This window comes from Pseudomonas sp. T8 (genome assembly GCF_024610635.1).
GTDB classification, from domain to species: domain Bacteria; phylum Pseudomonadota; class Gammaproteobacteria; order Pseudomonadales; family Pseudomonadaceae; genus Aquipseudomonas; species Aquipseudomonas chlororaphis_I.
In genome coordinates this window covers 2777291-2797162 of sequence record NZ_CP102374.1, presented here as the reverse complement: position 1 = coordinate 2797162, position 19872 = coordinate 2777291, and the positions used below count along the sequence as shown (strand labels likewise).

Genomic DNA, 19872 nt, shown 5'->3' with positions numbered 1-19872 from the left:
AGACTGCCGTGGCATTCGTACAACTCGCCGATGGCGAACTGCATTACCAACTGGATGGCCCGGTCGATGCGCCGGTGCTGGTCCTGTCCAACTCCCTGGGTACCGACCTGCACATGTGGGACATCCAGATCCCGGCCTTTACCAAGCACTTCCGGGTGCTGCGTTTCGACACCCGTGGCCACGGCAAATCCCTGGTCACCGAAGGCCCCTACAGCATCGAGCAGTTGGGGCGTGACGTGCTGGCGCTGCTGGACGCGCTGCATATCCAGCGCGCGCATTTCTGCGGCCTGTCCATGGGCGGGCTGATCGGCCAGTGGCTGGGCATCAATGCCGGCGAGCGCCTGAACAAGCTGGTGGTGTGCAACACCGCGGCGAAGATCGGTGATCCGTCGGTATGGAACCCGCGCATCGAAACCGTGCTGCGCGATGGCCAGGCGGCCATGGTCGCATTGCGCGATGCCTCGATCGCCCGCTGGTTCACCCCGGCCTTCGCCGTGGCGCACCCGGACCAGGCCAAGCTGATCACCGACATGCTGGCGGCCACCTCGCCCCAGGGTTATGCCGCCAACTGCGCGGCGGTGCGCGATGCGGATTTCCGCGATCAACTGTCGGCGATCGAGGCACCGACCCTGGTGGTGTCCGGTACCGAAGATGCGGTCACGCCGCCCTCCGGCGGGCATTTCATTCAGGAGCGCGTGCGCGGCGCCGAATACGCCGAGTTCCATGCGGCGCACCTGTCCAACGTCCAGGCCGGCGCGGCGTTCAGCGAGCGGGTCGTGGCATTTCTGCTGGCTGACCAGAACATTTGAGGAAGCCCCCGATGGACGAGAAACAACGTTACGCCGAAGGCATGCAAGTGCGTCGCGCGGTGCTGGGCGATGCCCATGTCGATCGCAGCCTGAACACCCTGACCGAGTTCAACTCGGAGTTCCAGGAAATGATCACTCGGCACGCCTGGGGCGATATCTGGACACGTCCGGGCCTGCCACGCCACACCCGCAGCCTGATCACCATCGCCATGCTGATCGGCATGAACCGCAACGAAGAGCTCAAGCTGCACCTGCGCGCCGCCGCCAACAACGGCGTGAGCCGCGCCGAGATCAAGGAAGTGATCATGCAGAGCGCGATCTACTGCGGTATTCCGGCGGCCAACGCGACCTTCCACCTGGCCGAGTCGGTGTGGGACGAGCTGGGCGTCGAATCCCGCGCCTGATGACCCGCGACTTGTAAAGAAAGGCGGCGCCGAGCAACTCGGCGCCGCTGCGCTTTCCCTGCAGGAGCGAGCTTGCTCGCGATGAACCTGAGGGGGCCGCGTTCAATCCGCCAGTACGCGCCATCGTTGACGATCATCGCGAGCAAGCTTTGCTCCCGCAAAAAACAAGGCCAGCCCCGGGGAATGGGGCTGGCCTTGTTTTTGGTGTGGGCGAGCGAGTGGGTTTACAGCAGGCTGATCGGGTAGCTGATGATCAGGCGGTTCTCGTCGAACTCGTTGGTGCTGAAGTCGCGGCGCATGGTCGAGTTGCGCCATTTGACGTTGAGGTTCTTCAGCGTGCCGCTTTGCACGGTGTAGGCCAGCTCGCTCTCGCGTCCCCATTCCTTGCCGTCGGTGATGGTGCCGGTGTGCACGTTGTCGCCCTTGATGTAGCGGTTCATCAAGGTCAGGCCGGGTATGCCGACCGCGACGAAGTTGTAGTCATGACGCAGTTGCCAGGATCTTTCCTGGGCGTTGTCGTAGCTGGCGTTGTAGCTGTCGTTGGCCAGGGTGCCGCCGCTGGTGCCGTTGACGCGCATCCAGGCGTTGTCGCCAGTGAGTTTCTGCAGGCCGACGTAGAAGGTGTGGCCGCCGTACTTGGCCGAGAACAGGCCCGACCAGGTCTTGTTGTCCAGGTCGCCGGCGCGGGCGCTGCCATCCTCCTTGCCGTAGAAGAAGCCGATGTTGGCGCCCAGGGTCCAGTCGCCCAGCGGCTGGCTGTGGATCAGGTTGAGGTATTGCTGGCTGTAGATGTCCTTGAGCTGGGCGTTCCACACCCCGACCTGGGTGCGCTTGTCGTTGAAGCTGTATTCGCCGCCCTGGAAGTTGAAGCGGTCGGAGGTGAAGGCCGCTTTGCCGGTCATCGACATGTCGCTCATGCTGCTGTCGTCACGCGGGCTGTTGGCGCGGAACTGGCCGCCGTAGAGGGTCAGGCCGTCAATTTCCTTCGAAGTGATCTGGCCGCCGCGGAAGGTCTGGGGCAGGGAGCGACCGTCGTCCGAGCGCAGGATCGGCAGCACCGGCATCCATTCGCCGATCTTGACTTCGGTCTGCGACAGGCGGGCCTTGAACGCCACGCCCGTGCGGCCGAAGTGGTCGGCCGGACGCCCGTCATGATCCAGGGGCAGCAGCTGGGTGCCGCCGGTGCCCTTGCCGCCATCGAGCTTCAGCGAGTACAGCCCCAGCACGTCCATGCCGAAGCCGACGGTGCCCTGGGTGAAGCCGGACTTGGCGTCGAGGATGAAGCTCTGGGTCCACTCTTCAGCCTTGCCCTGGCTCTTGCCCGGGTTGGTGAAGTTACGGTTGATGTAGAAGTTGCGCAGGTTCAGGTTGACCTTGGCGTCTTCGAGAAAGCCGGACTCCGCGGCCATGACCGGCAGGGCCGTGCCGGCGATGCTGACGGCCAGCAGGCTGGGCAGCAGGGAATAGGGAGTGCGAGTGGATGGCTTCATGGATCGGGCTCTCTAATTGTTAGGGGTGAGGCAGGGCGCTGCCGCAACGTCAGGTTGCAGACAAGGTTGAAACCGGGAGGGTGGATGGAACGGAATCAGCCGGAGCGGGCAGGGCGCGGGGTCATGATGACGAACCTGTTGTTATTGGTTTTTGTAGGTGCGGGGAATGGTGCGTTGGATCAACGGGCCTGTTCAATTGGCCTTGGCGGGTTTTGGGCGATTAACGAACACAAGTGGCGGCCGTCTTCGGCCCATAAAAAAGCCCACCGGAAGGTGGGCTTTTTTCAAGCGTCATGCACTCAGAACAGCTTCAGTGGCGGTGCCTCTTTGCTCACTTCGGCTTTCTGCGAACCTTGCTCGTTCCAACCGCCACCCAGGGCCTTGTACAGGTTGACCTCGCTGGTCAGCTGCGCAAGCCGGTCGGTGATCAACGCTTGCTGCGCGCTGAACAGCGAGCGCTGGGCGTCGAGGAAGGTCAGGTTGCTGTCGACACCGATGCGGTAGCGACGCTCGGCCAGACGGTAGTAGTCCTGGTTGGCGTTGACGAAGTCACGCTGGGCCTGCAACTGCTGGTTGTAGGTCTGACGTGCGGCCAGGCCATCGGAGACTTCCTGGAAGGCGGTCTGGATGGATTTCTCGTACTGCGCCACGTTGATGTCTTTCTGGATTTTCGAGTAATCCAGGCTGGCGCGCAGGCTGCCGGCGTTGAAGATCGGGATATTGATCTGCGGCGCGAACGACCAGGTGCCCGAGCCACCCTTGAACAGGCCGCCCATGTCCGGGCTCAAGGTCCCGGCATTGGCGGTCAGGCTGATGCTCGGGAAGAACGCCGCGCGTGCCGCGCCAATACTGGCGTTGGCGGCTTTCAGGTTGTGCTCGGCGGCGAGGATGTCCGGACGGCGTTGCAGCAGTTCCGACGGCAGGCCGGCCGGCAACTCGCTGAGCAGGTCGGCCGACAACGGCTGCGCGCTCGGCAGGTTGGCCGGGATCGAGGTACCCAGCAGCAGGGTCAGGCTGTTTTCGTCCTGGGCCACCTGGCGGGTGTAACGCGCCAGTTGCACCCGGGCGTTTTCCACCGAGGTCCGCGCCTGGCTCAGGTCCAGGGCCGAGGCCACGCCGACTTCGTTGCTGCGCGAGGTGAGGCGGTAGCTCTCCTCGTAGGCCGCCAGGGTGTCCTGGGTCAGCTTGAGCAGTTCCTTGTCGGCCTGCCAGGTCAGGTAGGCGTTGGCCACGCTGGCCACCAGGCTGATCTGCGTGCTGCGCCGGGCTTCTTCGCTGGAGAAGTAGGTCTGCAAGGCCTGCTCGCTCAAGCTGCGAACGCGACCGAACAGGTCCAGCTCGTAAGCGCTGATACCCAGGGTTGCCGAGTACTGGCTGGAGATGGCCGCTTCACCGGTCTGCGACATCCGCGCCGGGGTACGTTGACGACTGCCGCTGCCGTTGGCCGAAATCGCCGGGAACAGGTCCGCGCGCTGGATCTGGTACTGCGCGGCGTAGGCGTCGATGTTCAGCGCCGCGACCCGCAGGTCGCGGTTGTTCACCAGCGCGGTCTGGATCAGCTGCTGCAGGGCAGGGTCATGGAAAAACTGCCGCCAGCCCTGTTCGGCGGCTGCCTGGTTGGCTGCCTCCGCAGGCGAATAGGCCGGCCCTTGCGGGTATTGCGCCGCGACCGGCGCTTGCGGCTGCTGATAATCCGGTATCAGCGAGCAACCACTCAGCACGGCGGCGGTGATTGCGAGGGAGAGTAGCGACTTGCTCATTGGCCAGCCTCTTCAGGAGTTTCAGTAGTTTGCGCTTCGTCTGCCTTGCGGCGGCCCATCTTGGACACGGTGACGAAGAACAAAGGTACCCAGAATATTGCCAGGACAGTCGCGGTGAGCATACCGCCAATCACCCCGGTACCGATCGCATGCTGGCTACCCGAGCCTGCGCCGGTGGAGATGGCCAGCGGTACCACACCGAGCACGAAGGCCAGGGAGGTCATGATGATCGGACGCAGACGCATGCGGCAGGCTTCGATCGCCGCGTCCACCAGGCTGCGGCCCTGTTCGTGCAGTTCCTTGGCGAACTCGACGATCAGAATGGCGTTTTTCGCCGCCAGACCGATGGTCACCAACAGCCCCACCTGGAAGTACACGTCGTTGGACAGGCCGCGCAGGCTGGTCGCCATCAGCGCACCGATGATCCCCAACGGCACCACCAGCATGACCGCGATCGGAATCGACCAGCTTTCATACAGCGCCGCCAGACACAGGAACACCATCAGCAGCGACAAGGCGTACAGCGCAGGCGCTTGCGAGCCCGACAGGCGTTCCTCGTAGGACAGGCCGGTCCAGGAGATACCGACACCGGCCGGCAGCTTCTTGGCGATGGCTTCGACTTCGGCCATGGCTTCACCGGTGCTGTAGCCCGGCGCCGGGGCACCCAGGACTTCCACCGCTTCCACGCCGTTGTAACGGGCCAGTTTCGGCGAACCGTAGATCCACGTGCCCTTGGCGAAGGAGGCGAACGGCACCATGGTCCCGGCGCTGTTGCGCACGTACCACTTCTTCAGGTCCTCGGGGCTCATGCGAGCGTTAGGCTGACCCTGGATGTACACCTTCTTCACCCGACCGCGGTCGATGAAGTCGTTGACGTAGCTACTGCCCAGGGCAATCGACAAGGTGTTGTTGATGTCGGAGATGGTCACGCCCAGGGCGCTGGCCTTCTCGTCATCGATTTCCAGCTGGTACTGCGGCTCGTCGTTCAGGCCGTTCGGACGCACCTGGGAGAGGATCTTGCTCTGCGCCGCCATGCCGAGGAACTGGTTGCGCGCTTCCATCAGTTTCTCGTGGCCGATACCGGCGCGGTCCTGCAGGAACACGTCGAAACCGGTGGCGTTACCCAGCTCCAGTACCGCCGGCGGAGCGAAGGCGAACACCATTGCGTCACGGAAGCTGAAGAAGTGCTGCTGGGCACGGGCGGCCAGGTTGAACACGCTGTTGTCCACGGAGCGTTCGTCCCACGGCTTGAGCATGATGAACGCCATGCCCGAGCTCTGGCCGCGACCGGCGAAGTTGAAGCCGTTCACGGTGAAGACCGAGGCCACGGTGTCCTTTTCCTTGTCCAGCAGGTAGGCGCGCATTTCATCGACGACCACCTGGGTCCGCTCGGAACTGGAGCCGGCCGGGGTCTGTACCTGGGCGAACAGTACGCCCTGGTCTTCTTCCGGAAGGAACGCAGTCGGGATACGGGCGAACAGCCAGATCATGCCGACCACGATCAGCGCGTAGGCCAGCAGGTAAGGCGCCTTGTGCCGCAGGATGTTGCCCACGCCACGCTCGTAGCTTTTGACGCTGCGGTCGAAGGTACGGTTGAACCAGCCGAAGAAGCCGCGTTTCGGCGCGGCGTGTTCGCCGTGGGGAATGGCCTTGAGCATGGTAGCGCACAGGGCCGGGGTGAAGATCAGGGCAACCAGGACCGACAGCGCCATGGCCGAGACCACGGTGATCGAGAACTGCTTGTAGATCACACCGGTGGAACCGCTGAAGAACGCCATTGGCAGCAGTACCGCCGACAGCACCAGGGCAATACCGACCAGGGCGCCCTGGATCTGGCCCATGGACTTCTTGGTCGCTTCCTTGGGTGACAGGCCTTCCTCGGCCATTACCCGCTCGACGTTTTCCACCACGACGATGGCGTCGTCCACCAGCAAGCCGATGGCCAGCACCATACCGAACATGGTCAGGGTGTTGATGCTGAACCCGGCGGCCGCGAGGATGCCGAAGGTACCCAGCAACACCACCGGAACGGTCATGGTGGTGATGACGGTGGCGCGGAAGTTCTGCAGGAACAGGAACATCACCAGGAACACCAGCACGATCGCTTCGACCAGGGTTTCAACCACACCCTTGATCGACTCGGTCACCACCGGGGTGGTGTCGTACGGGAATACCACTTTCATCCCTTGCGGGAAGAACGGTTCCAGGTCGCTGATGGTCTTGCGCAGGGCCTTGGCGGTGTCCAGGGCGTTGGCGCCGTTGGCCAGTTTCACGGCCAGTCCGGAAGCCGGGGCACCGTTGAACTGGGCACTGACGGAGTAGTTTTCACCCCCCAGGGCGACATCAGCGACATCGCCCAGGCGCACTTGCGAGCCGTCCGCGTTGACCTTCAGCAGGATCGCCTTGAACTGCTCGGCAGTCTGCAGGCGGGTCTTGCCAATGATGGTGGCGTTCAGTTGCTGGCCTGGCAGGGCTGGCAAGCCACCGATCTGGCCGGACGACACCTGGACGTTCTGCGCCGCCACGGCGTTCTTCACGTCAACCGGAGTCAGGTTGAAGTTGTTCAGCTTGGCCGGGTCGAGCCAGATACGCATGGCGTACTGGGCACCGAACACCTGGAAGTCACCCACGCCCGCGGTCCGCGAAATCGGGTCCTGCATGTTGGACACGATGTAGTTCGAGAGGTCGTCCTTGGACATGCTGCCGTCCTCGGAAACCACACCGATCACCAACAGGAAGTTCTTCACCGCCTTGGTCACGCGGATACCCTGTTGCTGCACTTCTTGCGGCAGCAGCGGGGTGGCCAGGTTCAGCTTGTTCTGTACCTGGACCTGCGCGGTGTCCGAGTTGGTGCCCTGCTCGAAGGTCGCGGTAATGGTCATGCTGCCGTCGGAGTTACTTTCCGAGGACACATAACGCAGGTTGTCGATACCGTTGAGCTGCTGCTCGATAACCTGCACCACGGTGTCCTGCACGGTCTGTGCGGAAGCGCCTGGGTAGGTCACGGAGATGGCGATCGCTGGAGGCGCGATGCTCGGGTATTGGTTGATCGGCAATTTGAGGATCGATAGAGCCCCGACCAGCATGATCACCAGGGCGATTACCCAGGCGAAAATCGGACGGTCGATAAAAAATTTCGACATGGTTTACTCCCCTTTGCCGCCTGCAGCTTTGTCAGTTGCCTGTGCAGTGGCCGGGTTTTTTGCTGGAACGTTGGTCGCTTCGCTGGCTTTGACTTCGACGCCAGGTCGGACGAATTGCAGCCCTTCGGTGATCAGGCGATCACCGGCCTTCAGGCCGTCCTCGATCAGCCACTGGTTGCCGACGGTGCGGCTGGCCTTGAGCTGACGCAGTTCAACCTTGTTGTCCGGACCAACCACCAGGGCGGTCGGTGTGCCCTTGAGGTCGCGGGTCACGCCTTGTTGCGGAGCGAGGATCGCCGCGGCATTCACGCCGGCCTGCAGTTGCGCGTGCACGAACATGCCTGGCAGCAGGGTGTGTTCCGGGTTCGGGAACACCGCGCGCAGGGTCACGGAACCGGTGGTTTCGTCGACCGACACTTCGGAGAACTCCAGCTTGCCGTCGAGCTTGTACTGGCTGCCGTCTTCCAGGGTCAGCTTGACCTTGGCGGCATTGTCGCCGGCCTTCTGCAGGCGACCGCTTTCCAGCTCGCGGCGCAGCTCGAGCAGTTCCACCGACGACTGGGTGACGTCGACGTAGATCGGATCGAGTTGCTGGATGGTTGCCATGGCGGCGGATTGACCGTTGCTGACCAATGCGCCTTCGGTGACCGAAGAACGGCCGATACGCCCGGAGATCGGCGACAGCACCTTGGTGTAGCGCAGGTCGATCTGGGCGCTCTGCAGCGCGGCTTCCGATTGCAGGCGGTTGGCGACGGCGGTGTCGTATTCCTGGCGGCTTACGGCCTGTTCGTCGACCAGCTGCTTGTAGCGATCGGAGATCGACTTGGTCGATTGCAGGTTGGCCTGGGCGCTCTTGAGGGTCGACTCATAGACCGACGGATCGATCTGATAGAGCTGCTGACCTTCCTTGACGTCGCCGCCTTCCTTGAACAGGCGCTTGAGAATGATGCCGTTGACCTGAGGACGGACCTCGGCGATCCGGAACGCGGTGGTGCGCCCTGGAAGCTCGGACGTCAGGGTAAAGGCTTGAGGTTGCAGGGTGACTACGCCGACCTGAGGGGCTTGTGGGGCGGGAGCCGCCTCTTCCTTTTTACATCCGCTGAGCAGCGATGCCAGGGCGACGGCAGTGACCAGAGCGGTAACAGCTGGCTTGAGTTGCATGAAGATCCTCGGGTCAGGCGCGCAAAATGCGCACTCGAAAAGTGGAAGGGTAAAAAACGGGTGCTGAGTGGATAAGTAGCTTGCTAAGGAATATACTTACGTTCATGGTTGTTTGTAAATACCTTGGCGGCGTACCCATTCGGTTACAAAAGCCGTTGCAAACGTTGAATTGTAGGCTGGGCAAACGGCACCCGAGATGCCGTTCCATATTTATTCAGATGAGCTTCATGCATCGCTGAAACATCCTGATCGAGGTTTACTGCCATGGTCCGTCGTACCAAAGAGGAAGCTCAAGAAACCCGCAAACAGATACTCGAGGCGGCCGAAAAAGCTTTCTACGAGCGCGGTGTGGCGCGTACCACCCTGGCCGATATCGCGGCGTTGGCCGGTGTCACGCGTGGAGCCATTTACTGGCATTTCAGCAACAAGGCGGATCTGGTGCAGGCCATGCTCGATACCTTGCGCGAGCCGCTGAATGAAATGGCCAGGGCCAGTGAAGACGAAGAAGAAGTCGATCCGCTGGGGTGCATGCGCAAGCTGCTGATTCATTTGTTTCATCAAATTGCCCTGGACCCGAAAACCCGACGCATTAATGAGATTTTGTTTCACAAGTGCGAAATCACCGATGAAATGTGCGACATGCGGCGCCAGCGTCGCGCGGCCAGCCTGGATTGCAACGTGCATATCGAGCTGGGATTGCGCAATGCCGTGAAGCGAGGACAACTGCCCGAGAACCTCGATACTGCCCGGGCGGCCATCAGCATCCACGCCTATATTGATGGCATTCTTTATCAGTGGCTGTTGGCGCCGGACAGTTTCGAACTCCATAAGGAAGCGGAGCGCTGGATCGATACCGGATTGGACATGCTGCGCCTGAGTCCCAGCCTGCGTAATTGAGACAAAATGCGGAATTACGTCGGCAGATGTCAACGTTTGCGCGTTATAAAGCTTGATGTTTCATTCGTCACGACTCACCGGGATGCCTTTATATACGTGGCGACTTTATCTTGATAGATAGCGAGCTACGTATTTTGTAGGGAAATTGTTGCGGGTATGTGAATGAGTGTAAGTACCGCGGCTTACAAGGGTGCCGAGCAACCGGTAAAAGGTATCGCACTGATTTGCCTGGCGGTTTTGCTGTTCGCCAGTCATGACACCCTCTCCAAATACCTGTCCGGGTTCTACCCCATCGTCATGGTGGTCTGGGCCCGGTATGTGGTGCACACGCTGTTGATGCTGGTGGTGTTCGTGCCGCGCAGCGGTTTCTCCGCCGTGGTGCGTACCAAGCGGCCAGGCCTGCAACTGTTGCGCGCCTTGTGCCTGATCGGCACCAGCCTGTTTTTCACCACCGGCCTGCGTTATATCCCCCTGGCCGAGGCCACCGCGGTCAACTTCCTCGCGCCTTTGCTGGTCACCGCCTTGTCCGTGCCGCTGCTGGGCGAGCGGGTGACCCGCGGCCAATGGCTGGCGGTGCTGGCCGGTTTCGTCGGGGTCTTGATCGTGATTCGTCCGGGCGGCGCCTTGTTCACCCCGGCGATCCTGCTGCCGCTGTGCTCGGCCTTGTGTTTCGGCTTCTATCAGTTGCTCACCCGCAAGCTCAGCGGCGTCGACAGCCCCACCACCAGCAACTTCCTCACCGGAATTCTCAACAGCCTGATCATGAGCGCGGCGCTGCCGTTCTTCTGGAGTACACCGACCCTGTGGCACGCCTTGTTCATGATCGGCCTCGGCACCTGCGGCATGCTTGGCCACCTGTTGCTGACCCAGGCCTTCCGCCATGCCGCGCCGGCGATGCTGGCGCCATTCAGCTACGGGCAGATCCTGTTCGCGGGCATGTACGGCTACCTGATCTTCGATCACACCCCGGACAGCTTCGGCATAGTCGGGATCGCGGTGATCTGCCTCAGCGGCCTGGCCGTGGCCTGGGGCCAGCGCAAGCGCAGCTAATCGCGCCCCGTTTTTGTAGGAGCGAAGCTTGCTCGCGATGTCGGTCAACGATAATGCGGTATGCCTGAAACTACCCGTTGCTCGAGGGTTCATCGCGAGCAAGCTTCGCTCCTACAAAAGGAGGGGCAGCAAAAAGCCCCGGCTCTCGCGAGTCCGGGGCTTTTTAATTGAAGCGTCTTACAGCGTCGGGTAGTCGATATAGCCGACCGGACCCTTGCCGTAGAACAGTTCAGGACGCGCATCGTTCAGCGGTGCATCGGCCTTCAGGCGGGCCGGCAGGTCCGGGTTGGCGATGAAGGGCACACCGAAGGCCACGGCGTCGGCCTTGCCGCTGGCCAGCCAGGTGTTGGCGCTGTCCTTGGTGAAGCGCTCGTTGGCGATATACGGGCCGCCGAAGGCTTCTTTCAGTTGTGGGCCGAGGCTGTCGGCGCCTTCTTTCTCGCGGGAGCAGATAAAGGCGATACCGCGTTTGCCCAGTTCGCGAGCGACATAGGTGAAGGTTTCGGCCAGGTTGTCGTCGCCCATGTCATGGGAGTCGGCCCGTGGCGCCAGGTGTACGCCGACACGGCCGGCGCCCCAGACTTCGATGGCGGCGTCGGTCACTTCCAGCAGCAGGCGGGCACGGTTTTCCAGGGAGCCGCCGTACTGGTCGGTGCGCTGGTTGGTGGAGCTTTGCAGGAACTGATCCAGCAGGTAGCCGTTGGCGCCGTGGATTTCCACACCGTCAAAACCAGCGGCCTTGGCGTTCTCGGCGCCGACCCGGTAGGCGTCGACGATATCGGCGATTTCAGCGGTTTCCAGGGCGCGCGGGGTCGGGTAGTCGGCCAGCGGGCGCACCAGGCTGACGTGGCCCTTGGGCTGGATGGCGCTTGGCGCGACCGGCGCTTCGCCGTTCAGGTAGCTTGGGTGGGAAACCCGGCCCACGTGCCACAGCTGCAGGAAGATCTTGCCGCCCGCGCCGTGAACGGCCTTGGTCACGTTGCTCCAGCCGCGCACCTGGTCGTTGGACCAGATGCCCGGGGTGTCCGGGTAGCCGACGCCCATCGGGGTCACCGAAGTGGCCTCGCTGAGGATCAGGCCGGCGGAGGCGCGTTGTACGTAGTACTCGGCCATCAGCGCGTTCGGCACGCGACCTTCGTCGGCGCGGCAGCGGGTCAGCGGCGCCATGATGATGCGGTTGGCCAGCTCGAGGTCGCCGAGTTTGATCGGATCGAAAATAGTCGTCATGGAATACACCCTTCTTTAGATGAACGTATCAGTTGGTCGCAGGAGCCAGATCGGCGTTGCCGCCCTGGCGAAAGGTAATCAGCGTCACCAGCAGGGCCAGGATCGCCAGCGCGGCGGCCGCCAGCGGCACGTTGACCAGGCCGTAGCCGTGGGCGATGACGCTGCCGCCGACCCAGGCGCCCAGGGCGTTACCGATGTTGAAGGCGCCGATGTTCAGCGTGGACACCAGGTTCGGCGCGGCCTTGCCGAAGGTCACTACGTTGACCTGCAGGGCTGGCACCGCGGCGAAGCAGGCGGTGGCCCAGAGGAACAGGGTGACTTCGGTGGGGATCAGCGCGACGCTGGTCCAGGTCAGCACGGAGCTGGTCACGGCCATGGCGATCAGCACGCCGACCAGGGTGCCCGACAGGCTTTTGTCGGCCATCTTGCCGCCGACGATGTTGCCCAGGGTCAGGCCCAGGCCGATCAGCACCAGGGTCCAGGTCACGCCCTGGGGCGAGACGCCGGTCACCTCGCCCAGCAGCGGGGCGACATAAGTGAACAGGGTGAACACCGAGGCGGAGAACAGCGCGGTCATGCTCAGCGACAGCCAGATCCCGGCGCCCTTGAGGGCGACCAGTTCCGAACGCATGTCGAGCTTCTCTTCGTCGCGCTTGGCCGGCAGGAAGCGGATCAGGCCGATCAGGGCAATCACGCCGATCACGGTCACCGCCCAGAAGGTCGAACGCCAGCCGGCCTGCTGGCCCAGGGCAGTGCCCAGCGGTACGCCGAGCACGTTGGCCAGGGTCAGGCCGGTGAACATCAGGGCCACGGCGGAGGCACGCTTGTTGGCGGGCACCAGGCCTGCCGCGACCACCGAACCGATACCAAAGAAGGCGCCATGGCACAGGGCGGTGACCACACGGGCGAACATCAGCACGTTGTAGTCACTGGCCAGCGCACACAGCAGGTTGCCGACGATGAAAATCCCCATCAACGCTACCAGGGCGGCCTTGCGCGGCAGCCTGGCGGTGGCCAGGGCCATGAAGGGCGCGCCGATGGCCACGCCCAGGGCGTAGCCGGTCACCAGCCAGCCGGCGCCGGGGATCGACACACCCAGGTCGTTCGCCACATCGGGCAGCAGGCCCATGATGACGAACTCGGTGGTGCCGATGGCGAAGGCGCTCAAGGCCAGGATGAGGAGCGAGAGGGGCATTGTCGGGTCCTTGTCAGCGTCTGCTGCTGAGTTCTTGGGTGAGCGCTTCGAGGAAGGCTTGGATCACATCCTCGTTGCGTTTGAAAAAGTGCCATTGGCCGGCTTTCTGGCTGCTGATCAGGCCCGCCCGCTGCAAGGTCGCCAGGTGCGCGGAGACGGTCGACTGCGACAGGCCGCAGCGTTGGTCGATCTGTCCGGCACAGATGCCGTACTCGTGGTTGTGGGTCTGATCGGGGAACTGGACCTTCGGGTCCTTGAGCCAGATAAGGATGTCTCGTCGTACTGGGTGCGCCAGGGCTTTTATTATTTCGTCGAGGTCGATGGACATGGCGGTGCTCGTTTTCCGTAAAACGTTATATCGCGATGAGGCGAACTTTAAATCGCTATTTCGCGATATACCAATATGATTTTGATCTGAGATCAGCGTTAATCGGTATATCGGGTTATAACGATATGTGAGGCGCAGTGCTAAGCTGCGCGAATGAATTATCTCGCACATCTGCACCTCGGCGGCCAGCGCCCCGGTCAATTACTCGGCAGTTTGTATGGCGACTTCGTCAAAGGGCGCCTGCAGGGCCAGTTCGACCCGGAGATCGAGGCGGCCATCCAGCTGCATCGCAGCATCGACATCTTTACCGACCGCCATCCGCTGGTGGGCGAATCGCTGTCGCGTTTTTCCCTGACCCGCCGGCGTTACGCCGGCATTGTGCTGGACGTGTTTTTCGACCACTGCCTGGCGCGGGACTGGGCGATCTATGCCGACCGGCCGTTGGAACTGTTCACTTCGGACGTGTACCGGGTGCTGGCGGCCGAACCCCGGTTGCCCGGGCGCCTGGCGCAGATCGCGCCGCACATGGCCGCCCATGACTGGCTGGGTTCCTACCGCGAGTTCGAGGTGCTGGAGCAGGTGTTGCGCGGGATTGCCCGGCGCCTGTCACGTCCGGAAGAGCTGGCGGCGGCGATGGGCGAGCTGGAGCGGCTGTATCAGCCGTTGAGCGAGGATTTCCGGGCGTTCTACCCGCAGTTGCAGGCATTCGCCGCGCAACACATCCATCCCGTGTAGGAGCGAGCTTGCTCGCGATGAGGCCCTTGAATACGGTTCAAGGCTCAGGTTTTTTCGCGAGCAAGCTCGCTCCTACAGGTACTGGGTTCAGGCAGCAATCAGTTCGCCGGCACGCCGTGGTTCGGCTGGCTGGGCGATATCGCCAAACAGGACCTTCTGCACCGCCTGTTGCGCCTGGAACGCCAATGCGGCGCGCTCCTGGCCCTGGCAGGCAATCGGCTTGAGCAGATGGATTTCCACCCGACCCTGATCGTTGGCGAACAGGCGCATCAGGTGCGACAGCAAATCATCATCGCCAACGAAGGGCGCCAGCGGATCGATATCGCCATCGCGCAGGTAACGAATGGCCACCGGCTGCAAGGCCACATCGGCCTCGATGGCACTGGCCAGCAGGCGCCCGTGGAAGGTGCGCAGGCTGCGGCCGTCGGTGGTGGTGCCTTCGGGGAACATCAGCAGCGGGTGGGTCTGCTGCAAATGGCGGGTCATCTGCTTGCGGATCAACTGGCTGTCACCCGACCCACGGCGGATAAACAGGCTGCCAGCCTTGGCGGCCAGCCAGCCGGCGACCGGCCAGGTGCGCACTTCGGCCTTGGACAGGAACGACAGCGGCGTCAGCGCGCCGAGCAACGGGATGTCGGTCCAGGACACGTGATTGCTGACCCAGAGCATCGGCTGCTTGGGCAACTCGCCGTGCACCGTCACGCCGAAGGGCAAGGCATTGCTCAGGCGCGCCATGAAAAAGCGCGACCAGCGCTGGCGGCGGACCATGGAATTGGCGATGCCCAGGCGCTCGAACACGCCGAACACGCAGGCCATGCTCAGGCCCAGCGCCACCACCAGCAGCACGCGGGCGATGCGCCCGTAGACCCGTAGCCGGCGCATCACACGGCCGCCTTGAAGTGGCGGGCGTAGCGCGGGCACAGCTCGTCGCGCTTGAGCAGGATGAACACGTCGGCCACCTGGAAGTCCTGGTCCCAGCACGGCTCGCCGCAGATCTTCGCGCCCAGGCGCATGTAGGCCTTGAGCAGCGGCGGCATCTCGGCGATGACGTTGGACGGGATGTCGAGGTTCGGTAGCGGGTTCTTCGGTTCGGCGCGCAGGTGTTCGGTGCACAGGTAGCGTTCGCGCAGGCGCTGCATGATCGCGTGGGCCTGCACGCCGCCGTCCTGCATCGGGATGCTGGCGCAACCCATCAGGTAGCTGTAGCCGCCCTGGTTGAGCACTTCGGCCAGCTCGCCCCAGAGCACGGCGATGGTGCCGCCGTTGCGGTAGGCCGGGTCGACGCAGGTGCGGCCGATCTCCAGGATCGGGCCCTTGAGCTGGACCAGGCCGTGCAGGCTGAATTCTTCTTCGCTGTAGAAACGCCCCAGGCTGCTGGCGGCCTGGTGGTCGAGCAGGCGGGTGGTGGCGACCAGGCGGCCGCTGCTCAAGTCACGCACGCCGATGTGGCTGCAGTGGACATCATAGTCATCCATGTCCAGACCCAGCTCAGCGCCTTTCAGTTTGGCGTTGAACTCGCCGCTGAAGACGTTGAAGCGCAGGGCCTGGGCTTCTTGCAGGGCCGCGGCGCCAACCAGGCGCTCGGCTTGCAGGCGGCGTTCATTGCCGGTGTCGCTGATGCGGGCGATCTGAGTCATTGTGAATCTCCGTGCGGGCCACTGACCCGCCTTGGGTTGCAGCCGATCGACTTTGTTGTGCAAAGTCAGGCTATGTAGCCCCGGTGTCATCGCCATGAAGCTTTGGTGATGCTTATATGACAGCCCCTGAGGACCCGCTTATGCCCTGGCAAGCCCTGCTGCACAGCCGTCGCCGACTGCCCGCCCACCCGGACCTGGCCGAAGGTTATGCCGCGTTGTTACAGGAGCTGTTGTTACAGGCGTCGGGACCGGTGACGCCCTTCGAGCTGGCGGTGCGCGGCGGACGGCTGATGGCCACTCCGGGGCTGGCCTTCCTGGTGGGCTACCAGGCGGCCTTGCGCATGCTCTGGCCCAGCGCGCCGCTGAGCCTGGGCGCGCTGTGTGCCACCGAGCAGCGCAGCCTGCGCCCGGCTGACATGCAGACTCGGCTGCGGGACCTGCACCTGAGCGGGCGCAAGGACTTCGTCACCGCGGGCGATGCCGCCGACTGGCTGCTGATCGCCGCCCGCTGCGAGGCCCAAGGTGAATCGCCGCGCCTGAGCCTGGCTGTGGTCTACGCTGGCGAGCCTGGGGTCAAGGTCGACAAGCTGCCGGCGATCCCGCTGATGCCGGACATCAGCCACGGCCGCCTGCAGTTGGATAACGCCCTGTGCGAACTGCTGGCGGGCGACGGCTGGGATGCCTACGTCAAACCCTTCCGCACCCTGGAAGACATTTATGTGCTCAGCGCCATGACGGCCTGGCTGTATGGCGTCGGCCAGGACAACGACTGGCCGCAGACCCTGCTCCTGCAATTGCTGGCCTTGCTCGCCGGTTGCGCGGAAGTCAGCCGGCAGAACCCGTCGCTGGGCAGTGGGCATGTGTTGCTGGGTGGCCTGTTCGCCCAGTTCGACGGGCTCAAGCCGGCCCTTGAGCAAGCCTTTGCCGATGGCCCGCCGGAGTGGGCCGAATTGTGGAAGCGCGATCGGGCAGTGCTGGACCTGGCGGCGGGGGCGCGGAGCAAACGCCTGGCCAAGGCGCTGGCCTTATAAAGGAGGGGCCGCTGCGCGGCCCATCGCGAGCAAGCTCGCTCCTACAGAAAAGCGACGCTGCTCATGTAGGAGCGAGCTTGCTCGCGATAGGCCCGAAGGGCCGCGGGTGGCAAAAAACTGTCATCTCCCTGGTCTACCCTCAGCGGGTTCCCTTGCCCGAGTTCCCGCCATGCTCAAAGGCTCGACCCTGCTGCTCGCGCTGCTATTCATGCTCCCACCGGCCTGGGCCGAAAACTGGCCCGGCGCGCAATGGAGCACGGGCCCCGCAGCCAGCGGCCCGGCCCTCGAGGCGCTGGAGGCCTACGCCTTCGCACCCCGCAACGAGGCGACCCGCCTGGGCATCCGCAGCGATGCCTTGCTGGTGATCCGCGATGGCCAGTTGATCTATGAGCGTTACGCCGGCCCGACCAGTGCCGACACCCCGCACCTGACCTGGTCCATCAGCAAAAGCCTGTTGGCCGCGGTGCTGGGCGTGGCCTATGGCGAAGGGCGTTTCCAGTTGCAGGACAAGGCCGTCCGCTTCCTTCCGGCGTTGCGCCAGCATCCGGACATCAGCCTGGCCGACCTGCTGCACTGGGCCTCGGGCCTGGATTGGCAGGAGGATTACGAGTACGCGCCACTCAAGTCCTCGGTGGTGGCCATGCTCTACACCCGCGGCCACGGCGATATGGCGACCTTTACCGCCGAGCACCCGGCCTTCAGCCCGCCGGGGCAGGTGTTTCGTTACTCCAGCGGCGACAGCAACCTGCTGTCGGCGGCCCTGAAAGGCATGCTGGGAGCCCAGCGTTATGCCGGCTATCCCTGGCAGGCGCTGTTCGAGCCCCTGGGCATTACCCACGCCGTGTGGGAAAGCGACGCCACCGGCACCTTTGTCGGTTCCTCCTATGCCTACCTCACTGCCCGCGATCTGGCGCGGGTTGGCCTGTTGATGCTGCGCGACGGACGTTGGGGCGAGCGCCAGTTGTTGCCCAGGGACTGGGTCGAATTCAGTCGCACGCCGTTCGCCGGTTATCAGGCGAACCAGGACGAGCTGGTGCCCGGTGGCCACTGGTGGCTCAATCGCGCCGTCGGTGGTGCCCCATCGCCCTGGCCAGACGCGCCGGCCGATACCTTCGCGGCGCTGGGCCATTGGGGGCAGGCGTTGTACGTGATCCCCAGCGCCGGGTTGGTGATTGTGCGTTATGCCGACGACCGCGACGGCAGCTATAGCCACAACGAGCTGCTCAAACTGGCCCAGGCGGCTTTCGCCCGGCAGGTACAGCCATGAGCCGGCGTCCGTGGGTTGTGCGCCATCCCTTCGCCAGCCTGCTGTTGCTGGCGCTGCTGGCCTTGCTCGGCTGGGGCTGGCACGAGCGGGTCGCGCTGCGGGCCTTCCCGGACATCCTCAGTGCCTACAGCGCCAAGGAGTACTGCTCCTGCCGCTACGTGATGCATAACGCTGCCGAGTATTGCGAAGGTTATGTGCAGCAGTACCTGCCGCTCAAAAGTCTGCATGACGATGCCGAGCACAAGCGGGTGAGCGCCAGCGGCCTGGGACGCAGCCACAGCGCTGTCTGGCTGAGCGAGCGCCAGGGCTGTCGACTGGAGCCCTGAACGGCGCCACGCAACGATCGGTAATCCTTTCCCGGGGCTGCCAGCCCCTGTGCTGATTGGCTCCCCGCACAAGGTTCCACCCTGTGGAACCACATTTGATTGTCGCAGGCGACGGCTCGCGGTTATCTGAGGGCACGCCGCGATCACGCCTTGCTGCACCGTGAGACGCTCCGAAAAAAAGAACGGGATTACACCCGGCCAAGGAGATACGTCATGACCCGTTTCCCGCATATCTTTGCCTGGCTCGACGACGTCGCCAGCGACCTGCGCGCCGTGCGCCAGGATATCCACGCCCACCCCGAACTCGGCTTCGAGGAGAACCGCACCGCGGCGCTGGTTGCCCGTTCCCTGGAGGAATGGGGCTACCAAGTGCATAGCGGTATCGGCAAGACCGGTGTGGTCGGTGTGCTGCGCAATGGCAGCAGCCCGCGCCGGCTGGGCCTGCGCGCCGATATGGACGCCTTGCCGATCATCGAGAACAGCGGCGTGGCCTACAGTAGCTGCCACAGCGGGTGCATGCATGCCTGCGGGCACGACGGCCACACCGCCATGCTCCTCGGCGCGGCGCGCTACCTGGCGGCCACGCGCCAGTTCGACGGCACCCTGACCCTGATTTTTCAGCCGGCCGAAGAAGGCCAGGGCGGTGCCGAAGCGATGCTCGCCGATGGCCTGCTGGAGCGTTTTCCCTGCGATGCGCTGTTCGGCATGCACAACATGCCGGGGCTGCCGGCCGGTCACCTGGGCTTTCGCGAAGGGCCGATGATGGCCTCCCAGGACCTGCTCACCGTGACCCTGGAAGGCGTGGGCGGGCATGGTTCGATGCCGCACCTGACGGTCGATCCGCTGGTGGCCGCGGCCAGTGTGGTGATGGCCTTGCAAACCGTGGTGGCGCGCAACATCGATGCCCAGGAGGCGGCGGTGGTGACGGTCGGTGCGCTGCAGGCCGGCGAGGCGGCCAACGTCATTCCGCAACAGGCGTTGCTGCGCCTGAGCCTGCGGGCGCTGAACGCGCCAGTGCGCGAGCAGATGCTCGAACGGGTCAAGGCGATCATCCACACCCAGGCTCAGAGCTTTGGCTGCTCGGCCAGTATCGAACACCGCCCGGCCTATCCGGTGCTGGTCAACAGCCCGGAGCAGACCGAATTCGCCCGTCAGGTGGGGGTGGCGCTGCTGGGCGAGCAGGCGGTCGACGGCAACACGCGCAAGCTGATGGGCAGCGAAGACTTCGCCTGGATGCTGCAACGCTGCCCCGGCAGCTACCTGTTCATCGGCAACGGCCTGTCCCGGCCGATGGTCCACAACCCCGGCTACGACTTCAACGACGACATCCTGCTGACCGGCGCCGCCTATTGGGCCGCGCTGGCCGAGAGCTGGCTCGAGCCGGCCTGAGTTTTCCCTTTCTTCTGCCGCTG

At 63.7% G+C, this 19872-nt stretch carries 18 protein-coding genes; 9 read left to right on the top strand and 9 right to left on the bottom strand.

Annotation, left to right across the window (positions count from 1 at the left end; genetic code table 11):
• The first annotated feature begins 8 nt into the window (after positions 1-8).
• Both pcaD and pcaC read left to right on the top strand, forming a co-directional pair.
• A complete protein-coding gene (gene pcaD, locus NRG23_RS12465; protein ID WP_110176255.1) occupies positions 9-809 on the top strand; it encodes a 3-oxoadipate enol-lactonase in 801 nt (266 codons plus the stop codon).
• Between the two features lie 11 nt (positions 810-820).
• Positions 821-1213, top strand: a complete 393-nt coding sequence (gene pcaC / locus NRG23_RS12460) for a 4-carboxymuconolactone decarboxylase (RefSeq protein WP_009047408.1) — start codon at positions 821-823, stop codon at positions 1211-1213.
• Between the two features lie 224 nt (positions 1214-1437).
• Here pcaC and NRG23_RS12455 read toward each other — a convergent pair whose 3' ends face one another.
• The 4 genes from NRG23_RS12455 to emhA form a co-directional block, all read right to left on the bottom strand.
• Complete coding sequence (locus NRG23_RS12455; protein WP_124339675.1) at positions 1438-2703, bottom strand: OprD family porin; 1266 nt, start codon at positions 2701-2703, stop codon at positions 1438-1440.
• A gap of 299 nt (positions 2704-3002) precedes the next feature.
• Entirely contained in the window at positions 3003-4463 is a 1461-nt protein-coding gene (adeC, locus tag NRG23_RS12450; protein ID WP_009047411.1) for an AdeC/AdeK/OprM family multidrug efflux complex outer membrane factor, read from the bottom strand.
• The gene (gene emhB / locus NRG23_RS12445) at positions 4460-7606 is read right to left on the bottom strand and encodes an efflux RND transporter permease subunit EmhB (protein WP_028681795.1); all 3147 of its coding nucleotides are present in this window, start codon (positions 7604-7606) and stop codon (positions 4460-4462) included. Before emhB ends, adeC begins: the two co-directional genes overlap by 4 nt.
• Positions 7607-7609: 3 nt before the next feature.
• Complete coding sequence (gene emhA / locus NRG23_RS12440) at positions 7610-8767, bottom strand: efflux RND transporter periplasmic adaptor subunit EmhA (RefSeq protein WP_009047413.1); 1158 nt, start codon at positions 8765-8767, stop codon at positions 7610-7612.
• Positions 8768-9031: 264 nt separating this feature from the next.
• Here emhA and emhR point away from each other — a divergent pair, with 264 nt between their 5' ends.
• Together emhR and NRG23_RS12430 are read left to right on the top strand one after the other, a co-directional pair.
• Positions 9032-9664, top strand: a complete 633-nt coding sequence (emhR, locus tag NRG23_RS12435) for an efflux system transcriptional repressor EmhR (RefSeq protein WP_009047414.1) — start codon at positions 9032-9034, stop codon at positions 9662-9664.
• Between the two features lie 162 nt (positions 9665-9826).
• Positions 9827-10714, top strand: a complete 888-nt coding sequence (locus tag NRG23_RS12430) for a DMT family transporter (RefSeq protein WP_053268388.1) — start codon at positions 9827-9829, stop codon at positions 10712-10714.
• 177 nt (positions 10715-10891) lie between these two features.
• On the opposite strand, the gene NRG23_RS12425 is transcribed toward NRG23_RS12430, so the two are convergent.
• From NRG23_RS12425 to NRG23_RS12415, 3 genes are read right to left on the bottom strand one after another with little or no spacing between them, the layout of a single operon-like run.
• On the bottom strand, positions 10892-11941 hold the full coding sequence (locus tag NRG23_RS12425) for an alkene reductase (protein WP_009047416.1): 1050 nt from the start codon (positions 11939-11941) through the stop codon (positions 10892-10894).
• Between the two features lie 28 nt (positions 11942-11969).
• On the bottom strand, positions 11970-13136 hold the full coding sequence (locus NRG23_RS12420; RefSeq protein WP_028681792.1) for an MFS transporter: 1167 nt from the start codon (positions 13134-13136) through the stop codon (positions 11970-11972).
• 13 nt (positions 13137-13149) lie between these two features.
• Entirely contained in the window at positions 13150-13464 is a 315-nt protein-coding gene (locus NRG23_RS12415; RefSeq protein ID WP_009047418.1) for a helix-turn-helix transcriptional regulator, read from the bottom strand.
• Between the two features lie 153 nt (positions 13465-13617).
• Between NRG23_RS12415 and NRG23_RS12410 the strand changes: the two genes are divergently transcribed.
• Entirely contained in the window at positions 13618-14199 is a 582-nt protein-coding gene (locus NRG23_RS12410) for an ACP phosphodiesterase (protein ID WP_009047419.1), read from the top strand.
• Positions 14200-14286: 87 nt separating this feature from the next.
• Here NRG23_RS12410 and NRG23_RS12405 read toward each other — a convergent pair whose 3' ends face one another.
• Both NRG23_RS12405 and olsB read right to left on the bottom strand, forming a co-directional pair.
• Positions 14287-15081 carry a lysophospholipid acyltransferase family protein gene (locus NRG23_RS12405; RefSeq protein ID WP_009047420.1) on the bottom strand — a complete coding sequence of 265 codons (795 nt, stop codon included), beginning with the start codon at positions 15079-15081 and terminating at the stop codon, positions 14287-14289.
• On the bottom strand, positions 15081-15836 hold the full coding sequence (olsB, locus tag NRG23_RS12400) for an L-ornithine N(alpha)-acyltransferase (protein WP_028681790.1): 756 nt from the start codon (positions 15834-15836) through the stop codon (positions 15081-15083). The genes NRG23_RS12405 and olsB overlap by 1 nt, the downstream gene beginning before the upstream one ends.
• 140 nt (positions 15837-15976) lie before the next feature.
• Between olsB and NRG23_RS12395 the strand changes: the two genes are divergently transcribed.
• From NRG23_RS12395 to NRG23_RS12380, 4 genes are all read left to right on the top strand, one after another.
• The gene (locus NRG23_RS12395; protein WP_009047422.1) at positions 15977-16867 is read left to right on the top strand and encodes an acyl-CoA dehydrogenase family protein; all 891 of its coding nucleotides are present in this window, start codon (positions 15977-15979) and stop codon (positions 16865-16867) included.
• Positions 16868-17036: 169 nt separating this feature from the next.
• Positions 17037-18134, top strand: a complete 1098-nt coding sequence (locus NRG23_RS12390) for a serine hydrolase (protein WP_028681789.1) — start codon at positions 17037-17039, stop codon at positions 18132-18134.
• Positions 18131-18460, top strand: coding sequence for a hypothetical protein (locus NRG23_RS12385; RefSeq protein WP_016702078.1), 330 nt, complete (start codon positions 18131-18133; stop codon positions 18458-18460). Before NRG23_RS12390 ends, NRG23_RS12385 begins: the two co-directional genes overlap by 4 nt.
• Before the next feature lie 213 nt (positions 18461-18673).
• Positions 18674-19849 (top strand): M20 aminoacylase family protein, encoded by a 1176-nt coding sequence (locus tag NRG23_RS12380; protein ID WP_041988798.1) that lies wholly within the window; start codon positions 18674-18676, stop codon positions 19847-19849.
• Positions 19850-19872: the final 23 nt, after the last annotated feature.

What these genes read in the sequence shown, in the direction of transcription:
- olsB (WP_028681790.1), bottom strand. Translation starts at nt 15,836, where the DNA reads ATGACTCAGATCGCCCGCATCAGCGACACCGGCAATGAACGCCGCCTG.
- NRG23_RS12420 (WP_028681792.1), bottom strand. Translation starts at nt 13,136, where the DNA reads ATGCCCCTCTCGCTCCTCATCCTGGCCTTGAGCGCCTTCGCCATCGGC.
- NRG23_RS12385 (WP_016702078.1), top strand. Translation starts at nt 18,131, where the DNA reads ATGAGCCGGCGTCCGTGGGTTGTGCGCCATCCCTTCGCCAGCCTGCTG.
- NRG23_RS12395 (WP_009047422.1), top strand. Translation starts at nt 15,977, where the DNA reads ATGCCCTGGCAAGCCCTGCTGCACAGCCGTCGCCGACTGCCCGCCCAC.
- NRG23_RS12410 (WP_009047419.1), top strand. Translation starts at nt 13,618, where the DNA reads ATGAATTATCTCGCACATCTGCACCTCGGCGGCCAGCGCCCCGGTCAA.
- emhR (WP_009047414.1), top strand. Translation starts at nt 9,032, where the DNA reads ATGGTCCGTCGTACCAAAGAGGAAGCTCAAGAAACCCGCAAACAGATA.
- pcaC (WP_009047408.1), top strand. Translation starts at nt 821, where the DNA reads ATGGACGAGAAACAACGTTACGCCGAAGGCATGCAAGTGCGTCGCGCG.
- emhA (WP_009047413.1), bottom strand. Translation starts at nt 8,767, where the DNA reads ATGCAACTCAAGCCAGCTGTTACCGCTCTGGTCACTGCCGTCGCCCTG.
- emhB (WP_028681795.1), bottom strand. Translation starts at nt 7,606, where the DNA reads ATGTCGAAATTTTTTATCGACCGTCCGATTTTCGCCTGGGTAATCGCC.
- NRG23_RS12380 (WP_041988798.1), top strand. Translation starts at nt 18,674, where the DNA reads ATGACCCGTTTCCCGCATATCTTTGCCTGGCTCGACGACGTCGCCAGC.
- NRG23_RS12405 (WP_009047420.1), bottom strand. Translation starts at nt 15,081, where the DNA reads ATGCGCCGGCTACGGGTCTACGGGCGCATCGCCCGCGTGCTGCTGGTG.
- NRG23_RS12430 (WP_053268388.1), top strand. Translation starts at nt 9,827, where the DNA reads ATGAGTGTAAGTACCGCGGCTTACAAGGGTGCCGAGCAACCGGTAAAA.
- NRG23_RS12390 (WP_028681789.1), top strand. Translation starts at nt 17,037, where the DNA reads ATGCTCAAAGGCTCGACCCTGCTGCTCGCGCTGCTATTCATGCTCCCA.
- adeC (WP_009047411.1), bottom strand. Translation starts at nt 4,463, where the DNA reads ATGAGCAAGTCGCTACTCTCCCTCGCAATCACCGCCGCCGTGCTGAGT.
- NRG23_RS12425 (WP_009047416.1), bottom strand. Translation starts at nt 11,941, where the DNA reads ATGACGACTATTTTCGATCCGATCAAACTCGGCGACCTCGAGCTGGCC.
- NRG23_RS12455 (WP_124339675.1), bottom strand. Translation starts at nt 2,703, where the DNA reads ATGAAGCCATCCACTCGCACTCCCTATTCCCTGCTGCCCAGCCTGCTG.
- NRG23_RS12415 (WP_009047418.1), bottom strand. Translation starts at nt 13,464, where the DNA reads ATGTCCATCGACCTCGACGAAATAATAAAAGCCCTGGCGCACCCAGTA.